This is a genomic window from Paenibacillus urinalis (genome assembly GCF_028747985.1).
Lineage (GTDB): Bacteria > Bacillota > Bacilli > Paenibacillales > Paenibacillaceae > Paenibacillus > Paenibacillus urinalis.
In genome coordinates this window covers 160,866-179,121 of record NZ_CP118110.1, presented here as the reverse complement: position 1 = coordinate 179,121, position 18,256 = coordinate 160,866, and the positions used below count along the sequence as shown (strand labels likewise).

General features: G+C 40.3%; 16 protein-coding genes, 2 pseudogenes and 1 riboswitch. Of the genes and pseudogenes, 11 read left to right on the top strand and 7 right to left on the bottom strand.

The annotated features are described in order from the left end of the window. A complete protein-coding gene (locus PUW25_RS27315) occupies window positions 1–324 on the bottom strand; it encodes an ArsR/SmtB family transcription factor (protein ID WP_205054967.1) in 324 nt (107 codons plus the stop codon). A gap of 161 nt (window positions 325–485) precedes the next feature. On the opposite strand from PUW25_RS27315, the gene PUW25_RS27310 reads away from it, so the two are divergent. The 4 genes from PUW25_RS27310 to PUW25_RS27295 all read left to right on the top strand — a co-directional run bounded on the left by PUW25_RS27310 (window position 486) and on the right by PUW25_RS27295 (window position 3,280). Further along, the gene (locus tag PUW25_RS27310) at window positions 486–839 is read left to right on the top strand and encodes an ArsR/SmtB family transcription factor (protein ID WP_205054966.1); all 354 of its coding nucleotides are present in this window, start codon (window positions 486–488) and stop codon (window positions 837–839) included. A 178-nt stretch (window positions 840–1,017) separates the two neighbouring features. Further along, window positions 1,018–2,313, top strand: coding sequence for an arsenic transporter (locus PUW25_RS27305; RefSeq protein WP_205054965.1), 1,296 nt, complete (start codon window positions 1,018–1,020; stop codon window positions 2,311–2,313). 38 nt (window positions 2,314–2,351) lie between these two features. Next, on the top strand, window positions 2,352–2,771 hold the full coding sequence (gene arsC / locus PUW25_RS27300; protein ID WP_205054964.1) for an arsenate reductase (thioredoxin): 420 nt from the start codon (window positions 2,352–2,354) through the stop codon (window positions 2,769–2,771). 80 nt (window positions 2,772–2,851) lie between these two features. Then, window positions 2,852–3,280: a protein-tyrosine phosphatase family protein gene (locus tag PUW25_RS27295; protein ID WP_205054963.1), complete on the top strand. Its 429-nt coding sequence runs from the start codon at window positions 2,852–2,854 to the stop codon at window positions 3,278–3,280. Between the two features lie 221 nt (window positions 3,281–3,501). Here the strand turns inward: PUW25_RS27295 and PUW25_RS27290 are convergent. The 3 genes and pseudogenes from PUW25_RS27290 to PUW25_RS27280 all read right to left on the bottom strand — a co-directional run bounded on the left by PUW25_RS27290 (window position 3,502) and on the right by PUW25_RS27280 (window position 6,389). After that, window positions 3,502–4,703, bottom strand: a pseudogene (locus PUW25_RS27290) (IS110 family RNA-guided transposase). Between the two features lie 458 nt (window positions 4,704–5,161). Next, the gene (locus tag PUW25_RS27285; RefSeq protein ID WP_205054962.1) at window positions 5,162–5,641 is read right to left on the bottom strand and encodes a C40 family peptidase; all 480 of its coding nucleotides are present in this window, start codon (window positions 5,639–5,641) and stop codon (window positions 5,162–5,164) included. 5 nt (window positions 5,642–5,646) lie between these two features. Beyond that, window positions 5,647–5,781, bottom strand: a riboswitch (cyclic di-AMP (ydaO/yuaA leader). Window positions 5,782–6,059: 278 nt separating this feature from the next. Then, window positions 6,060–6,389, bottom strand: a complete 330-nt coding sequence (locus tag PUW25_RS27280) for a four-helix bundle copper-binding protein (protein WP_205054961.1) — start codon at window positions 6,387–6,389, stop codon at window positions 6,060–6,062. A gap of 459 nt (window positions 6,390–6,848) precedes the next feature. On the opposite strand from PUW25_RS27280, the gene PUW25_RS27275 reads away from it, so the two are divergent. Together PUW25_RS27275 and PUW25_RS27270 are read left to right on the top strand one after the other, a co-directional pair. Further along, window positions 6,849–8,228: a sensor histidine kinase gene (locus PUW25_RS27275; RefSeq protein WP_205054960.1), complete on the top strand. Its 1,380-nt coding sequence runs from the start codon at window positions 6,849–6,851 to the stop codon at window positions 8,226–8,228. Between the two features lie 224 nt (window positions 8,229–8,452). After that, complete coding sequence (locus PUW25_RS27270) at window positions 8,453–9,046, top strand: YdhK family protein (RefSeq protein WP_205054959.1); 594 nt, start codon at window positions 8,453–8,455, stop codon at window positions 9,044–9,046. Window positions 9,047–9,103: 57 nt separating this feature from the next. Here PUW25_RS27270 and PUW25_RS27265 read toward each other — a convergent pair whose 3' ends face one another. Beyond that, the gene (locus tag PUW25_RS27265; RefSeq protein ID WP_205054958.1) at window positions 9,104–9,796 is read right to left on the bottom strand and encodes a response regulator transcription factor; all 693 of its coding nucleotides are present in this window, start codon (window positions 9,794–9,796) and stop codon (window positions 9,104–9,106) included. Window positions 9,797–10,113: 317 nt separating this feature from the next. On the opposite strand from PUW25_RS27265, the gene PUW25_RS27260 reads away from it, so the two are divergent. From PUW25_RS27260 to ltrA, 5 genes and pseudogenes are all read left to right on the top strand, one after another. Further along, a complete protein-coding gene (locus tag PUW25_RS27260) occupies window positions 10,114–10,314 on the top strand; it encodes a copper ion binding protein (protein WP_205054957.1) in 201 nt (66 codons plus the stop codon). Between the two features lie 26 nt (window positions 10,315–10,340). After that, complete coding sequence (locus tag PUW25_RS27255) at window positions 10,341–12,767, top strand: heavy metal translocating P-type ATPase (protein ID WP_211750140.1); 2,427 nt, start codon at window positions 10,341–10,343, stop codon at window positions 12,765–12,767. A 28-nt stretch (window positions 12,768–12,795) separates the two neighbouring features. Continuing rightward, a complete protein-coding gene (locus PUW25_RS27250; RefSeq protein WP_205054955.1) occupies window positions 12,796–13,416 on the top strand; it encodes an NAD(P)/FAD-dependent oxidoreductase in 621 nt (206 codons plus the stop codon). A gap of 29 nt (window positions 13,417–13,445) precedes the next feature. Then, entirely contained in the window at window positions 13,446–13,691 is a 246-nt protein-coding gene (locus tag PUW25_RS27245) for a glutaredoxin family protein (RefSeq protein ID WP_205054954.1), read from the top strand. Between the two features lie 560 nt (window positions 13,692–14,251). Beyond that, window positions 14,252–15,543 (top strand): annotated as a pseudogene (ltrA, locus tag PUW25_RS27240) (group II intron reverse transcriptase/maturase). Window positions 15,544–15,721: 178 nt separating this feature from the next. Here ltrA and PUW25_RS27235 read toward each other — a convergent pair. Together PUW25_RS27235 and PUW25_RS27230 are read right to left on the bottom strand one after the other, a co-directional pair. Then, complete coding sequence (locus tag PUW25_RS27235; protein ID WP_205055320.1) at window positions 15,722–17,851, bottom strand: heavy metal translocating P-type ATPase; 2,130 nt, start codon at window positions 17,849–17,851, stop codon at window positions 15,722–15,724. Further along, window positions 17,838–18,206 carry an ArsR/SmtB family transcription factor gene (locus PUW25_RS27230; protein WP_205055321.1) on the bottom strand — a complete coding sequence of 123 codons (369 nt, stop codon included), beginning with the start codon at window positions 18,204–18,206 and terminating at the stop codon, window positions 17,838–17,840. Before PUW25_RS27230 ends, PUW25_RS27235 begins: the two co-directional genes overlap by 14 nt. Between the last annotated feature and the right edge of the window lie 50 nt (window positions 18,207–18,256).

Sequence of the window (18,256 nt, the reverse complement as noted above, 5' to 3'; positions counted from 1 at the left end):
TTAGCATGTGGTTTGATCGGTTGTACGATTCGGTTTTGTAAATATACAGCACAATTCCGGAGACAGTACTTTATTGATTTCACTTTGATTTAGCCTGTAATAGCTCCAAGTACCTCTTGTTTCTTTGAGTATGAATCCGGCATCTAGAAGTATCTTAAGGTGATAGGAGAGCTTGGACTGAGGTATTTCCATCTTTTCTACAAGATCACAAACGCAAACTTCTTCATGCTGACAAAGTTTATTGATAATGAGAAGTCGCTTCTGATCCGCTAATGCTTTAAATTTGGCCTCATAACTGGCCAAGAATGTCGCGTCTATCGTCATGAGAATATTCTCCCTTATAATAATCAAATATTTTTGATTAATTAAATATTAACATAGAGTCAGTGTTGTATCAATACATCAAAATAATTTGATAAATAGATAGATGTTATGTATGATGAATACAACAGAAATAATCGAGAGTAAGAAAGGGGAGTAGGATCATGAGTGGAATTGTAACCACATCTGATTTATCTCTCGCTGCGGATCGTTTGAAGCTTCTAGGAGATAAGACAAGACTTACGATGATGTTGCTTTTACAAGAACGCGAATGGTGCGTATGCGAATTTGTGGATATCTTTGAAATGTCTCAGCCGGCGATAAGTCAGCATATCCGGAAGCTGAAATCCCTGGATCTTGTAAAAGAAACGAGAAGAAGTCAGTGGATTTACTATTCGTTGCATGTGGAGGACAAACCGTATATTCAGGCTGTTCTGCAAAATTTACCTCATGCTCAGCAAATTCTGACGGAGCTTAATAAACAGGGATTACAATCTTCTTGTATCGGAGGAAAATAAAAAAAGTGGGTTGTATATATAAGCATATGCTTATATAATGATCTCGGAATAGAGGAGGCGGTGTATGACAAATCCTAGAGCTTATATTCTGGCACGGTGAAATTCTTACAAATAAGGTCAAAGCATGCTGTGTATGTCTTGTTAAACCTTAGAAGATAGTCAAGTTGGAGGTTTTATAGTGGTGTCGACAATATTAGCTTGTATCATTTTTTTAGTTACACTAGTGCTCGTCATATGGCAACCAAAAAATTTAAACATTGGTTGGTCTGCATGTGGCGGTGCTGTCCTAGCTCTGTTAGTTGGAGTTGTCAGTTTTCAAGATGTTTGGGATGTTACCCAGATCGTATGGAATGCAACATTAGCGTTTGTGGCCATTATCTTAATTTCATTAATCTTGGATCGAATTGGATTCTTTGAATGGGCTGCGCTGCATATGGCTCGAGCAGCCAAAGGAAATGGGATTCGAATGTTTGTGTACATTAGTATACTCGGTGCAATCGTAGCGGCTTTCTTTGCAAATGACGGAGCCGCACTCATTCTGACACCGATTGTGCTTGCTATGGTACGAGCCCTGAATTTTGATGAGAAAAAAGTGTTTCCGTTTATCATTGCCAGTGGTTTTATTGCAGATACAACATCGCTTCCGCTGGTTGTAAGTAACCTGGTCAATATCGTGTCTGCCGATTTCTTTGGCATCAGCTTCAACGAGTATGCCAGTCGGATGATCATTCCAAATATTTTTGCTTTGGTGGCAAGTATTCTTGTTCTTTATATTTTCTTCAGAAGAAGTATTCCTAAGCGATTTGACGACTCCGATCTTAAAGCTCCAAGTGAAGCGATAAAGGACAGAGCCATGTTTCGGATATCTTGGTACGTACTCGCCATACTCGTTGTTGGTTACTTTGTAAGTGAGTTCGTGGGTATTCCAGTTTCTATCGTTGCTGGAATCATCGCTTTAGCCTTCTTAATGCTGGCAAGAAGAAGTCCTGCTGTACAAACGAAAGAAGTAGTTAAAGGAGCACCTTGGAATATCGTATTCTTTTCAATCGGGATGTACGTTGTTGTATATGGACTACGAAATGCAGGCATGACAGATCTCTTGGCTGATGCAATTGCATCTGTGGCAGAGCAGGGATTATTTGTAGCAACGATGGGAATGGGATTCATTGCAGCTATTCTTTCATCCATTATGAATAACATGCCGACAGTAATGATTAATGCGCTTGCTATTGATGCGACTCATGCTACAGGAGTCATAAAAGAAGCTTTGGTTTACGCAAACGTCATCGGATCTGATTTAGGACCTAAAATTACTCCAATCGGTTCATTAGCAACGCTTCTATGGCTGCATGTACTTTCAACGAAAGGCATCAAAATATCATGGGGAACCTACTTTAAGACAGGGATAATTATTACGATTCCAACCCTGTTTATTACACTCTTAGGTTTGTACCTATGGCTCCTCATTTTATAAAAAATATAGTTTGGACTTATTAAAGGAGAGATAACAATATGAGTGAAAAAACGATCTATTTCTTGTGTACTGGAAACTCTTGCCGCAGTCAAATGGCTGAAGGCTGGGCTAAAAAACACCTTGGGAACGAATGGAATGTGTATAGTGCAGGAATTGAAGCCCATGGATTAAATCCAAATGCGGTAAAAGCAATGAACGAAGTGGGAATTGATATTTCCAATCAAACATCCGATATGATCGACCCAACTATTCTGAATTCCGCTGATCTTGTCATCACTCTTTGCGGTGATGCAGCTGATAAATGTCCAATTACTCCACCAAATGTTCGCCGTGAACACTGGGGATTTGATGATCCAGCGAAAGCCCAAGGAACAGACGAAGAAAAATGGTCAGTATTCCAACGGGTACGTGATGAGATTGGACAGCGTATCGAAACGTTCGCGAAAACGGGCCAGTAAGCGTACAAAGTAAGCCGAGATTAAATTCTCGGCTTCTTTAGGGATAGAAGTTATCTTAGAGAATTTGGAGGAAACCAGCAATGAGTTATCATGAACTTATTAAAGATAAAGTCTATATAGGTGGTGCTGATGATATTGAACAGGCGGTAAAGGAGCAAGGGATAACGGATGTGTTTGACTTGCGGGACGGTTCAAGTGGCAACTTAGAGTTACGTGAGAGTACCACTCGTCACCATTTCCCTATCGTTGAAGATCAAGATCATCAAGACGAATCGATTAAAAGGGCTATTCATGCTGTTAAGAAAGCAGTGGATGAAGGGAAGAAGGTATACTTTCACTGTTCAGGAGGGCGTAATCGTACAGGAACGGTTTCAACAGGACTTCTGCTTGAATTAGGACACGAGAAGGATGTAGATTCTGCTGAACTAACTGCAAAATCTAAGAGACCCGATATCAATATTAAGCCTGAAATGAGAGATGCACTTCGCCGATTATATAAAACAATGTAAATTTGCAGCCAAGCAGTTATTTTATTTATATAGACAAATAGCATGGAGCAGATTGCCAGTCGGCAACTGCTCCATTTTCATTAAGCTATTCCAGCTAATAGCTTGTCAATATTTAATTATTAATTGCGACTTCATGAGGTGGTATACTTTAAAAAGGGCATGATAAATAACCGTCCCCTTCGGCACAGGAATATATTTCATATCTTTGAATTTCATTCAACTTATTCTAGCCGAAATGCTTCTTTCGAAGTCAAGATAGCAAAAATCCAGTGGATGAGTTTGTTTACACAAGCAATTACCGCTACTTTGAAAAGCTTTCCTTCAGCACGCTTTTGTCGTAGTAAGTTCTTAATTTCTTGTTTCTATTACTACGAATACCACATTGCACAGCTTGATACAGGGCTGTACGAAGCCTTCTGGAGCCGTGTTTCGTGATTCTGTTTTGGGTTGCCACAAACTTACCTGAAGCAAATACACTGGGATCAACACCAGCAAAAGCCACCAGCTTCTTTGCGTGATCGAATCGATCGATTTCCCCAATCTCAGCCAAAATTGTTGCAGCAATTTTAGTACCGATACCAGGTATCGATTGGATTAAATCATATTCAGGTAACTCTTCAACCAGGATCTCTATCGATTTATCAAGGTCTGCTAGATGGTCCTGGTATTGAAGAAGCAATTTAATGAGCAGTTGCATGGAGATCAGATGACTTGGAAATGCCGTCTCCTTAAAGGGGTTTCGCTTAGCTGCAGCCATTAGAATTTGAGCACGTTCCAAACTCCATGAGGTGGATTTGCCTCGTGCGATCAGGTGGTGTATCTCTGTTGAAATTTCCTGCTCCGACATTTCCAGGATTTCTTTAGAGGTCGGGTGTAAAGCTAGGAATCGAAGAGAAACTTTCGAATAGAGGTCACCGAACACACCATGGTATTCAGGAAAAACCTGATCTAGAATAGCCTGGAACTGCAGCTTCACTTGAACATACATACCCGTTAAAGATTCATGCTGACGCGTGAGATAGCGTAAATTCATGAGATGCTGCCCCCGTTTTTTGATGGGTTCGAATTCTTCTTTATAGAACAGGGCCCCAAGTTGATAGGCATCAGCAGCATCCGTCTTGACGCGTCTCAAATTAGTCTTTTTAGCTTCATATGAGATTAACGGATTAATGACGATGTATAGATACTGGTGCTCATCCAGAAACTGAACAACAGGGCTATGATAATGACCTGTTGCCTCCATCACAATACAAGGGCTTATGCCTGCAACTGATTCTACCGCTCTAACATAATTAAGAAAAGCCGATAATCCCTCTAGATCATGATTAAATCTAAAGATCTTCCCATGAGCTTCTCCGCGGTCTAAAAAAGCTTGTGCATGGCTCTCTCCCTTGGACACATCCAAACCAATGACTGGATTCATGACATCACTCCCAAAGTATATTCACCGGTAACCCCTAACCTTCTTGTTTTCCACACTATCGCATGTGATACGGGATCAACGTCCCAACCAGCCTAACCATGGTTGAACAAGTAGGGGGGATGAACAGAATAGCTCTCGGGATCCAAGTCCCACGGGCAGATACGCTCGATCCCCGGCTACCGCTATCTTACGACCAAACAAAAAAGAGGTCGACCAGAAAGATCTGGTGACCTCATAATACGAACGGGCAGATTAGTTTAACAAAATTAAATTAAAAATAGTTTAAGTTTAAGTCAAACTTCCAACAGATAAGGCGGACTTGTTACCTAGGAGTATATATTTTTTTAATCCTTACATAAACCACAGTGAAAGATAAATAAAAAAACATCTTCTACTTCAAAGTAGAAGATGTTTAGAATCATTAACAAAGTGCTGTGAAGTAGCTTGTCCTTCCCTCTTTAATGAGAGTCATCAACCATCTTAGAAAAATTCTTATCACTAATTGTTCTTCTAGCTGTAACGTACCGTTCCTTGTAGTATGTTTCCGAAAGTTTACTTACTCTTACTCCTTTACTGCTCGAGGAATGAGCAAATTGTCCATCCCCTATGTAGATCCCTGCATGAGATATTCCTTTTCCACTCGTATTGAAGAAAACCAAATCTCCCGTTCTTAAGTTGCTTTTTGCTACCGCAGTACCTGTTTTGGCTTGAGCAGCCGAAGTTCTAGGAAGTTTTTGATTGAATTTATCAAATATGTACAATATGAAGCCGGAGCAATCAAAGCCACTTGCTACGGACGTTCCACCCCATTTATAAGGTGTTCCTACCACTTGGCTAACTTCTGATTGTAATTTTGATTGGTCATTAGCAAATGCACTTGTGGTTCCAGAAGAAATAATAATAACAGCCCCTAATAGAGACATAATAATTTTTTTCAAGTATAATATTCTCCCTTCGATGCCTACGGAGTTAGCTTAAGGGTTCGGTAGAAGGTTACCTATATATAACACTATTTTGAACAATTCACCCAGTGTGGTTCCCCCGTTTTTAATAGATTAAAATTCGGCAAAATAATTAAAATATTGTAACACTAATCACTGTAGTGTATAAATCGAGACTTGTCAATTATAACCTTTAAAATTTGTTGCTTCTTATGATTTGATAAGGATTTTTATCTAACATATCGAGATTTTAAATAAAAATTGACAGACTAAAAAAAGTTCATCAAATTTTGTGACATATAACCATAACAAATTTGTAATAGATATGTCTTTTTTAATAATCAGAAACTGTTTCAGCTGTAATCAAAAATAACCGCCCCAGTTACTGGGAGCGGTTATAAAAGTAGTTTTAATGTTATGCAGCCATGTTACGACATACATCTGCACATTTAAAACAAGCTTCCGCACATTTTTGACAATGGTCATGATTATGTTTTTTGCACTCATCACCACATGCTTGGCAAATCTCAGCACACAATGAGCAAATTTCTTTGATAAATGGTGAATTACTGCTCATTGCTGTTGCAGCAAAAGAGCAGATGTCAGCACAAAGCCGATCTAAACGGATACATTCTGCCATCATTTTAGTGTCTTCTTCTTTTAAACAAGCATCATAGCAGTGATTACAAGTCACCATACATCGTAAGCATTCCTCTATACATTGTTTATACTGTTCATGTGACATTTCCATTCTCCTTTCAGTGATTAATTCTTTACATACGTAATTACTATTTACAATTAGTCCTCGATACATACCAGATTCCTCAAGGCCTTGTATTTCAATAAACCAAAAATGTGCAGAATATATGGAGATAATGAGTCAAAATAAAAAAAATTCTCGATATCTTTTCAAAAGCTAAGATGATTAATGATCAGCTTGAAGCATAAAAATCACTTTGAAAAGCTATTTCTCTACCATAGCCGGAACTAAGAACTTTAAATAGATTAGTCGTGTTTATGCACAAAATATTCAAATTTCAGGCGTATAATAATATAAACCTCCTAATGGAGGAATAATGTTGGGTTATAAGGTGATCGTTGGTTACGAGGTCACAATAGTATTTCTGAGACACTCACTACTCCATATATCAGAGAATTATAAGTGTCATAGATTTAGACATAACTAACAGAACGGTGGTCACATATGAGAATGAATCGAATAGCTTTTAAATTAGGAATTATTATCGTATCTCTGCTGTTAACGGTTCTGCTTTCCTTGGGATTTGTCGTTGATAAAATCTTTTCGAATATGTATTATCAAAAATCAGAACAAGATGTGGCCGAAATGTCATCCCATTTTGTCGAAATGGTACATTCTAGTAAGAGCATACCTACGGATTTGATATCCACTATGGCAGAATTTTCGAAGGTGGAGATCTTTGTTTTAGATAGGCAAGGAGAATTATTAGGAAAATCAAGTAAGGCCTCTAATCATCATGTAAATTTCATTACCGCAACTGAAATCAATAGATTACTTAACGGAGAATCATTAATGATAAACTATAGTACTGAGAATGGAGAATCCTACCTAATCTCTGGTAAACCATTGTTGGATATTGGGGGTGGAGTTCTTGTGATTTCTTCACTTGATATCGTTAATTCCTCTATACTGGAGGTAAGACAGCTCTTATGTTTAACTGGATTGATCGGTTTTATCATAGCGGTGGGTGTTTCATTTTTTTTATCAAGAAAGATGTCTGGACCTTTGGTTCAGATGGAGAAAGCTACTAGAAAAATAGCTGCTGGTCATCTTGATAGTAGAGTAGAAGTGAGTACTAGGGATGAAATTGGTTCATTAGCAGCTGCAATAAATGATCTTGCAAAAGACTTGCAACGATATCAAGATACACGTACTGAGTTTTTTGCTAATATCTCACACGAACTTAAAACGCCAATTATGTACCTTGAAGGTTATGCAAACGTAATATCAAAGGGACTTTATGAGACTGAAGAAGATATGAAAAAATACTTAGACATCATATCACAGGAAGCTAAACGGCTTAATCGCTTGATTATTGATTTATTCGATTTATCCAAGATGGAAGAAGGTAAATTGACAATATATAAAGATGCGGTATGTATCAATAAAATTATAGAACAAGTTGTCAGTAAAGTGTCTATGAGAGCGGAGAACAAAGGGATAACAATTAAAAATCATATTGACCTAGCGTTGATAGTTAATGGTGATCCTGGTCGACTTGAACAAATCTTTTTGAACTTATTGGATAACTCCATTCGGTATACGAAGGAGGGCTCTATAGAAATATCAGCACAGCAAGTTAATAATACTATGGTATGTATTTCAGTTACAGATACGGGATCAGGGATTTCAAAAGAAGAACTCCCCTTCTTATTTGAAAGATTTTACCGGGTCGAGAAATCAAGGTCGAGAGAACATGGAGGAACCGGTCTAGGACTTGCCATAACGAAAATGTTGGTTGAGTTACACAATGGATCTATTCGTGTATCTAGTGAGGCAGGGAAAGGAACAAGATTTGAAGTGTATTTAGAAAAGGAATATTAGAGAAGAGCACTTTGCTAGTGCTCTTTTCTTAATTTTTGAGAAGCAAATTCTTATTTCAAAATAACTTTTTATGTATATTAAGTTCACCTTCCAGGAAATATTTAAAATGACTTTGGAATTTGTACGATTAAAATGTGTCGTCTGTAAGGTTTATATGTCTGACTGCTCCATATTTTCTGCAAATTTAGTGGTTATAGTGAGTGTAAATAAAGGAGGAATTAATTATGTTCAAAAACAAAAAATTGATGATCGGTATTATTACACTAATCACAGCGCTTATGCTTTCTGCGTGTGGTGGCGCTAATGATGAAAATCAAAATGAAAATGCGGACATGAATCAAGGTACAGAAGAAAATACAGGGATGGATCACTCTGAGATGAATCATTCGACTTCAGGAGAAGTACCAGAGAATCTAAAGGAAGCAGAGAATCCTAAGTATCCTGTCGGTACTAAAGCTATTATTAAAGAAGGGCATATGGAGGGAATGAAAGGCGCTGAAGCAACTATTGTTGGTGCTTATGATACTACAGCCTATGCGATTTCTTATACCCCGACTACAGGTGGAGAACCCGTAGAAAATCATAAATGGGTAATTCATGAAGAACTAGTTGATGCAGGTGAAGAACCATTAGCGCCTGGGGATGAAGTACAAACAGAAGCTTCTCATATGGAAGGTATGAAGGGGGCGACTGTTAAAATTGACTCTGCTGAAAGAACAACAGTGTATATGATTGATTTTACCCCTACTACAGGTGGCGAAGAAGTTAAGAATCATAAATGGGTAACAGAAAATGAGTTAGCACCAGCTGCTAAGTGATTTGTCTTAAAAAAGCAGAAGAGAGCATCGTACAAGCCTTCTTCTGCCTTTTATATTCTAAGATTGATTTTTATCACTTGTCCATTTATACCCTACCCCCCATACAGTGTGTAAATAATCATCAGCAGGAAAATCTACATCTCTAAGTTTTTTTCTTATATTTCGAACGTGAGAATCAATGGTACGATCATCAATAAAAACATCATATCCCCAAATCTTACTGATTAGATGTTCTCTTGAGAAAACTCTGTTTTGATTATTGAGGAAGAGATCGACCATATAGAACTCTTTGGGGGTTAATTCAATCTTTATATTCTTATAAAGGGCTTCAAACGAATCTTTTATTAAGGATAAGCCTTTAAAGGATAACTCATTTATTTCTTCTTCAGTCTTTCCCCTTCGAAGTACGGCTTCTATCCTTGCGACCAATTCAGTATCATCAAATGGCTTCATTACATAATCGTCAGCACCGATCTTTAAACCCTTTACAATATCAGATTTTTCACTGCGAGCGGTAAGCATAATGATTGGAATGTTCGAAGTTTTTCTGATTTTTTCGCATGCTTCCCAACCATTCATATCTGGCATCATTATATCTAATAAAATTATGTCTACTTGATTTGATTCCAAATAAATCAATGCATCTACAGCTGAGTTTACTTTGATACATTTATACCCTAGGGGGGTAAGATAAAGCGACAATAGATCAAGCATTCTCTGTTCATCGTCTATTATTAATACTGTAATCATAATTCTATTTACTCCTCGTGTTTTGTATTGAAATAGATGTTTAAATAACGAAGTATCTTTTATGTTATAGGATCTAATGATACAACTTCAAGCCTTAAAATCAACAGATACCTAGTTTTGGAAAATTTGAACTTTTTGTCTTGACATACCCCCTGGGGGTATAGTAAATTGAAACAGAAGTGATTTATGTAATATAGGGCCCATTCAACAAGGCCCTTTAAAAAGGGGTTTTATATACGGTGGGGGGGTATATAAACTCATTTAATTTTATCTATAGGGAAACACTATAAAAAATGATATTGAAGGGAGAATTTTAAATGAAAAATATGACTTTGCAAGTTGAGGGAATGAGCTGTCAGCATTGTGTGAACTCCATCGAAGGTGCACTGAAAAGTATAGGGGTATCTGGAAAGGTGGATTTGAACAGCAATACTGTGGAGATAACCTATAACGAAGATAATACAACATTAGATCAAATTAAAGAAACCATTGAAGAACAAGGATATGATGTTATGTGAATTTTAATGGACGGAGAGTGAGTACATTGGAAACAAGTTCAACTCCAATAAAACAAACAACTTTGCGGGTGAGCGGCATGACTTGTGCCGCCTGCGCAAATCGCATTGAAAAAGGATTGAGCAAACTTGATGGTGTGACTTCAGCAAACGTCAACTTTGCTTTGGAAAAAGCAAGTGTTAATTATGATCCTACTAAAATAAGTATTGAGAATTTTGAGCAAACCATCCGTAAGTTGGGTTACGAAACGGTAAGCGAAGTCGCTCAATTTCAGCTTGAGGGTATGACCTGTGCTGCCTGTGCCAACCGGATAGAGAAAGGTCTAGGAAAGTTGCCCGGCGTAACGAATGCAACCGTCAATTTTGCTTTAGAGTCGGCACGGGTTGAGTATTCTCCTGATGAAATATCAGTTTCTGATATGCAAAACAAAGTCAACCAGCTAGGCTACAAAGCCATCTTAATGAATGAAAACGAATCTGCTGAAGATCACCGGGAAAAAGAAACTAAGCGTCAGAAACAGCGGTTACTCATCTCAGCAATCCTATCATTGCCGTTGTTGTGGAGTATGGTTGCCCATTTCTCCTTCACATCCTGGATTTACATGCCGGAGATCTTTATGAATCCATGGTTTCAATTAATACTTGCAACACCAGTGCAATTTTATATAGGTTGGCATTTTTACGTTGGCGCCTATAAAGCTCTTCGTAACGGCAGTGCGAATATGGATGTACTAATCTCGCTAGGTACTTCTGCAGCTTATTTTTACAGTTTATATTTAACAATGGATTGGTACTTAAGCGGCAGCGATATGCATCATGGTCCTTCTTTGTATTTTGAGACAAGTGCGGTTCTCATTACATTGGTTGTCATGGGTAAATTGTTTGAAGCCCAAGCTAAAGGACGCACTTCAGAAGCTATTAAATCCTTGATGGGACTTCAGGCAAAGACAGCTCTAGTTATTCGTGATGGCCAGGAATTAACAATGCCAGTAGACGAGGTTTTGGTTGGTGATATCATCCTTGTACGTCCTGGAAACAAAGTGCCTGTAGATGGTGAAGTCATTGAAGGTGAATCTTCAATAGATGAATCCATGTTGACGGGAGAAAGCATACCTGTCGAAAAGAAACCCGGCGATGCGGTAATTGGAGCGACGATTAACAAAAAGGGTATGCTTCGGGTTCGAGCAACGAAAGTTGGCAAAGAAACTGCATTAGCTCAGATCGTGAAAGTCGTAGAGGAAGCTCAAGGTTCGAAAGCTCCTATTCAACGAATTGCCGACAAGATCTCGGGCATTTTCGTCCCAATCGTTGTTGGTATCGCAGTGTTGGCCTTCTTAATTTGGTACTTCTTTATAACTCCAAGTGATTTTGCCGGATCTTTAGAAAAGGCAATTGCGATTCTTGTTATTGCATGTCCTTGCGCACTTGGTCTTGCGACCCCGACATCCATTATGGCAGGATCCGGACGGGCAGCTGAATTCGGTATTCTATTCAAAGGTGGCGAACACCTAGAACAAACTCATAAAATTGACACCATCATTCTGGATAAAACGGGGACTGTCACTAAAGGGAAGCCAGAACTTACAGATGTAATAACAAATATAGATAAAGTGGAGTTTCTAAGACTTGTTGGTGCCGCTGAAAAAAATTCAGAGCACCCGCTTGCAGAAGCAATTGTTGCAGGTATTCAAGATCGAAATATTGAGATTCCAGCAACCGAAGCGTTTGAGGCTATTCCCGGTTTTGGCATCAAGGCTTCCGTAGAAGGAAAGAATGTCCTGATCGGAACACGTAGGCTGATGGATAAATACAGCGTGAGCGCGAAAGAAGCCTTTGAAAACATGGCGACCTTGGAGGAGTCTGGAAAAACTGCAATGCTAGTTGCAATTGATGGTCAGTATGCCGGAATGGTGGCAGTAGCGGATACTATCAAAGAGACATCAAAAGCTGCGGTTAGCCGATTGAAGGATATGGGAATTCAGGTCATTATGATCACTGGGGATAATGAACGAACTGCGAAAGCGATCGCCGCTGAAGTCGGCATCGACCATGTTCGTGCGGAAGTACTTCCAGAAGGTAAAGCAGAGGAAGTAAAAAAACTTCAAACAGAAGGTAAAAAGGTTGCTATGGTGGGGGATGGAATTAACGATGCTCCGGCACTCGCTACAGCTGATATCGGAATGGCAATCGGCACTGGCACAGATGTTGCTATGGAAGCTGCGGACGTTACGTTAATGCGAGGGGATCTATCTAGCATTCCGGACGCTATATATATGAGTCGTAAGACAATGAGCAACATCAAACAAAATCTTTTCTGGGCTCTTGGTTACAATACCCTTGGGATTCCGATCGCAGCTATCGGTTTGTTGGCGCCTTGGGTCGCGGGTGCAGCTATGGCACTGAGTTCAGTTTCCGTTGTTCTAAATGCTTTGCGATTACAACGTGTGAAACTCTAGCATTAATGATCTACATGGGGGATTAGTTATGGGAGAAAACATTAAAATTGCTGTCAATCCGCCAATACAAGTTGGCGGAAGCCTCTTCACTCCTGAGCAGTTAGTAAAGATCGGTACTTTGGCAGATAGTCAAACAAAATTAGAAATGACACCATTCAAGCAGCTTTACATGGAAGTACCGGTCAATCAGAGAGACAGAATTACAAAAGAGCTAAGGGAAGCTGGATTAGAAGTTTATCCGTCTGGATTTGTGGTGAAAAGTCTAATTGCTTGTAATTTTTGCAAAGGAGCAGAAGATGCCGGTTTAGATACAGCACTAAGGTTAAATGAAGCGATAGCTGGAATTGAAACACCAACACCAATAAAAATTGGTTATGCAGGTTGCGGACTCGGAACAAGTGAGCCATTGTTAAAAGATATTAGTGTAGTCAAGATGAAGAGTGCATTCGATATTTATGTCGGTGGTGAACCGAAGGGACTAAAAGCTTCCATTGCAACTAAGTTACTAACTGGACTAGTGGCAGAGCAGCTGGTTCCGGTTATTAAGGCCATTATTCATTATTACATTGCTAATGCCAAAGGAAAAGAAAAGTTCAGTAAGTTTGTCAATCGGGTCTCGCTTGATGAGCTAAAGCGTGTAGCTGGATAATCAACACAAAGAAGAAGGAGAGAGATGAGATGAGTAGAAATTCTGTTAAGATTTATACGATTCCAACTTGTAGTGATTGCAATTATGCTAAACGATTTTTCAATGAACATCAGGTATCCTTTACTGAATATAATTGCGAAGAGGATGCCACGTATGCAGAAGAGGTTCGGAAACTAACGGGGAAGCAGATAGTTCCAACTATAGTTATAGATGATAGAGTATTCGTGGGGTTTGCTGAGAATCTTACTGAAATAAGTGATCGGCTGCATAAGTAATTCCCTTCTAAATAGGAATTGTTTTAAATGGAATGAAAGCAGATCACAGTAAGGGGAAAATCCATACACCGTACACAGTGTCCTCTCTATCAACAGAATAAATTTAAATCATCATTAAAGAGCAGCAGGTCAGATCATCATGATATGCTGCTTTTCTTCTATTAAGCGCGTGCCCAGCCAAGCACGCATCTTCTAGCCGGTGAAAGTCCGGTCACGGGAGGGGCCAAGCCCCTGTGTAGCTAGGATACCTACGTATGATGAAAACTGTGCGTAGAAGCGTATCGACAAAAGTATCTGTCGGAGACAGAGCGAGCAACATACCAGGCCGTAACATCAAGTGAATCCTGCCGCGTCGTCAAAGAGGCCTCGCAAGAGGGACAAGGGGAAGCCGAACCCCGGCTAAACCGTAGCAAAGTGGTCTATAAGTCCAAAAGACGAAATGATCTACTTGCAGGAAGGGAGTCCGAGGGGCTCATAATACTGAGGAACTGCAGGACAACACAACCTGCAGGAGGGAAGGAGCCCTGCTTTGTGCATGTTTTTTTAGGAGGTACGAATTAGTGAATACCAAACGGCTAACGACACCAAAGGAAAACGTTCAACAACTCCAGAAGAAACTAGGTCATACGGCCAAGGAAAACAAAAGCGCAGATTCCACGCGTTGTACGACAAGGTCTATCGAATGGATGTATTAGAGGAAGCCTGGCGGAGAGTACGAGCTAACAAAGGATCGGCTGGCGTCGATGGAGAAACATTTTCGGATATTGAGGAAAAGGGAGAAGCGTTTTTCCTGTACGAATGCCAACGACACTTGAAGGAAAACAAATACCATCCACAGCCCGTCCGCCGGCACTACATTCCGAAGAAAGACGGGAAGCAAAGACCGCTGGGCATCCCAACCGTCCGAGACCGCGTCATCCAGATGGCAGCGAAACTGGTCATGGAACCGATCTTTGAAGCGGACTTTCAGGAATCCTCATTTGGGTTCCGTCCAAAACGAAGTGCGAAAGGGGCACTGGACCGAATCCGAAAAGCCTGCAACCGAAAAGGAAATTGGGTGGTCGACGTCGACATCCAAGGTTACTTCGACAACATCAACCAAGAGAAACTGATGAAACTGGTAGAGATGCGAATCAGCGACAGGCGCGTCCTGAAGCTGGTAAGGAAGTGGCTGAACGCGGGAGTGATGGAGGAAGGAAAGATCAGGCGATCCGATCTGGGTACACCACAAGGTGGTGTGATATCCCCCCTGCTAGCGAATATCTATTTGAATTATTTTGATATTCTGTGGGAACGACATGGCAGTGAAAATGGGGAACTTACGCGTTACGCGGATGACTTCGTTGTCGTATGCAAAACGAAGAAAGATGCAGATCGGGCGTATGCACTCATACGTGCGATTATGGAGCGTCTGGAACTGACCTTGCATCCGACGAAAACGCGGATCGTAGGATTATGGACAGGAGAAGAAGGGTTTGATTTTCTAGGCATGCATCATCGCAAGACGAAAGCTGAGACATCCTCCGGAAGAGTGTACTACACCACGCAGCAGTGGCTGTGCAGTAAAGCGGAGGAACGCATCCGGGAAGTGGTAAAAGAGCGCTTAGCTCCGTCCAGCCAAAGACACAAGTCACTCGCGGAGCACATAGGTTGGCTGAATCCGAAGATTCAGGGGTGGCGCAATTACTACCACACGTCCTACAGCCAACGAAAAATGGCGAAGTTAGATTGGTACATTGTGCTGCGTTTGGCAAAGTGGTATGCAAAGAAAAGACAACGTTCTCGGTGGCAAAGTGCAGTCCAAGAAGTGAGGAACATGGCGAGTCAATGTGGACTCAAAACGCTTTTGTAATCTGTATGCACATGAATGACGAACATCGGAAAGCCGTATGAGGGAAAACCTCACGTACGGTTTGATGAGGAGGGGCTGGTTTACCCAGCCCTTTACTCTAGTAACGGGCAGGTTAGCTTAATGTGAAAGAAGTATAGTAGAAACAAAAAAGACCGCCTTTCATGACGGTCTGTTCATACTATTTTTCTTTTTTTACTTTTAGAAGTCTTAGACTGTTTAGGGTTACAATCAGTGTTGCTCCCATATCCGCAAGAATAGCAAGCCATAGGGTGAGCCATCCTGGTACAATAAGCACTAATGCTAACAACTTGATTCCTAAAGAAAATGCTACGTTTTGTTTAATAATCATAAGAGTTTTTTTACTTAGACGAATTGTGTACGGGAGTTTTCTTAAATCATCTGCCATTAAAGCAATGTCGGCTGTTTCCAGAGCTGTATCAGTACCTGCGCCGCCCATGGCAATGCCTACGGTGGAAGCAGCAAGTGCAGGTGCATCATTTACTCCGTCACCAACCATCGCTACATGAGAATAGCTTTTCCGAAGTTCTTTAATGTAATTAAGCTTGTCTTGGGGTAACAGTTCTGCCTTGACCTCGGCTACGCCCAACTGGCTTCCAATTGCTCTAGCTGTGGCTTGGTTATCCCCAGTAAGCATAATCGTCTTTTTAACCCCGATAGAATGCAGTTCTTCTATAACTGATTTACTGGAATCACGAACGGCATCGGCCACTGCAATCAAGGCAATCACTTCTTGCTTTGTACCCAGTACCATAACAGTTTTACCTTGAGTCTGCAGCGTGCTAATTTGCTTGCGTACCGTATCTATAATATTTGAGTGAAGTTCTTCAAACAGATTAGGGCTCCCAATAAAGTATAGCTGGCCATTAATCGAAGCTTTTACACCCTTACCTGTAATTGATTGAAAGTCATCAACGGAATGCGAAAGGTCAGCACCCAATTGTTCCGCTTTCCGAACAATAGCAGAGGCAAGCGGATGTTGTGAGCCTTTCTCAATTAATGCAGCAATCGAAAGAACTTCGCTCTCAACATTCCTGTTAAATAGGGCGATATCTGTTACTTCTGGGAATCCTTTTGTCAAGGTGCCAGTTTTGTCAAAGGCTACAGCTGAAATGCGCCCGACTTCTTCTAGGTGAATACCACCCTTGATCAAAACTCCATTCTTGGCAGCATTGCCGATAGCGGTGACAATTGAAATCGGAGTGGAAATAACCAAAGCACAAGGACAACCTACTACAAGGAGCGATAAACCACGATATATCCAATCTCCCCAATCAGCACCAAACAGAGGTGGGACGATGGCGATACCAATAGCTATTGCCATTATCGCAGGTGTATAATATTTAGCGAAACGGTCCACAAACGCTTGTGAAGGAGCTCGTTCGGCTTGAGCTTCTTCAACAAGGTGAATTATTTTAGAAATAGTTGTATCTTCAACTCGTTTGGTAACTCTAACTTCAAGTAAGCCTTCTTCGTTTAGCGTACCTGCAAATACTTCATCATTAATAGTTTTTGTAACAGGGACTGATTCTCCCGTAATTGCAGCTTGATTCAGCGTCGAAGTACCTTTAATGACAGTACCATCCATAGCAAGCTTTTGTCCTGGCTTGACGATCATTACATCTCCAACCTGAATATCATCTACATTCACCGTTATTTCAGAAGAACCGCGTCGAATTAAAGCTTCTTTAGGGGCAATGTCCATAAGGGACCGAATAGATTGGCGTGCCTTTTGCATTGAGTAGCGCTCAAGCGCCTCACTTATTGCAAAAAGGACTACAACTACAGCACCTTCGCCCCATTCTCCGATAGCAGCAGCCCCAATAATAGCGACTGTCATAAGTGTATTCATGTCAAACTGAAACCGAAATAGATTCTTAATTCCTTTTATAAATAGATCATAACCGCCGATAATTATTGCAGCGCCAAATGTTAAAGCAGGAATTAATCCTTCTTCTCCATAGCGAGAGGAAAAAAAGTAGCCGGCAGCCATAAGTATTATAGAAAGAATAACATTCCAATTCTCTTTCCAGAAGGGTTCCTTTTTTTCAACGGTTCTTTGTTTTTCAGGTGATACCTTTAAGTTTTCAAAAGACCCGGCCTTTTCCAACTCTTCCACGGTAGCATTTCCATAAACGGTTATTTTGGCTGCTCCGAAGTTAACCTTTGCATCCGATACACCGGGAAGACTTCTTACATTATTCTCAAATTTACCTGCACAATTAGTGCAAGTAAAACCCTGTATACGGAAAACTTGTTTTTCACTGTTTTCCTCTTCATGTTGTTGCATGACTCATCAACTCCTTGCTATGCATCGAGGCTAGTTGAACTAATTGACGTACATGATCATCTTCCAATGAATAGAACGCAAGCTTTCCTTCTTTTCGATATTTTGCTAAACCAAGTTGTTTTAGTGTGCGCAGATGATGGGATGCAGTAGCTAACGAGGACCCAGTAATATTTGCCACATCACATACACAAAGTTCCTGTTCTTCGCATAAAGCATAGGCAATCTTCAATCGTGTTTCATCTGCGAGAGCTTTAAACATCTTCGCCATTGTAGGAATGTCTTGTTTTTGTAAATCATTTTGTACTTTACGCACTTTCGGTTCGTCATAACAATAAATTTCACAGCTATCTTTCATGTTATACCCTCCATTCACTCAAATAACCGTTTGATTATTATCAGAATATC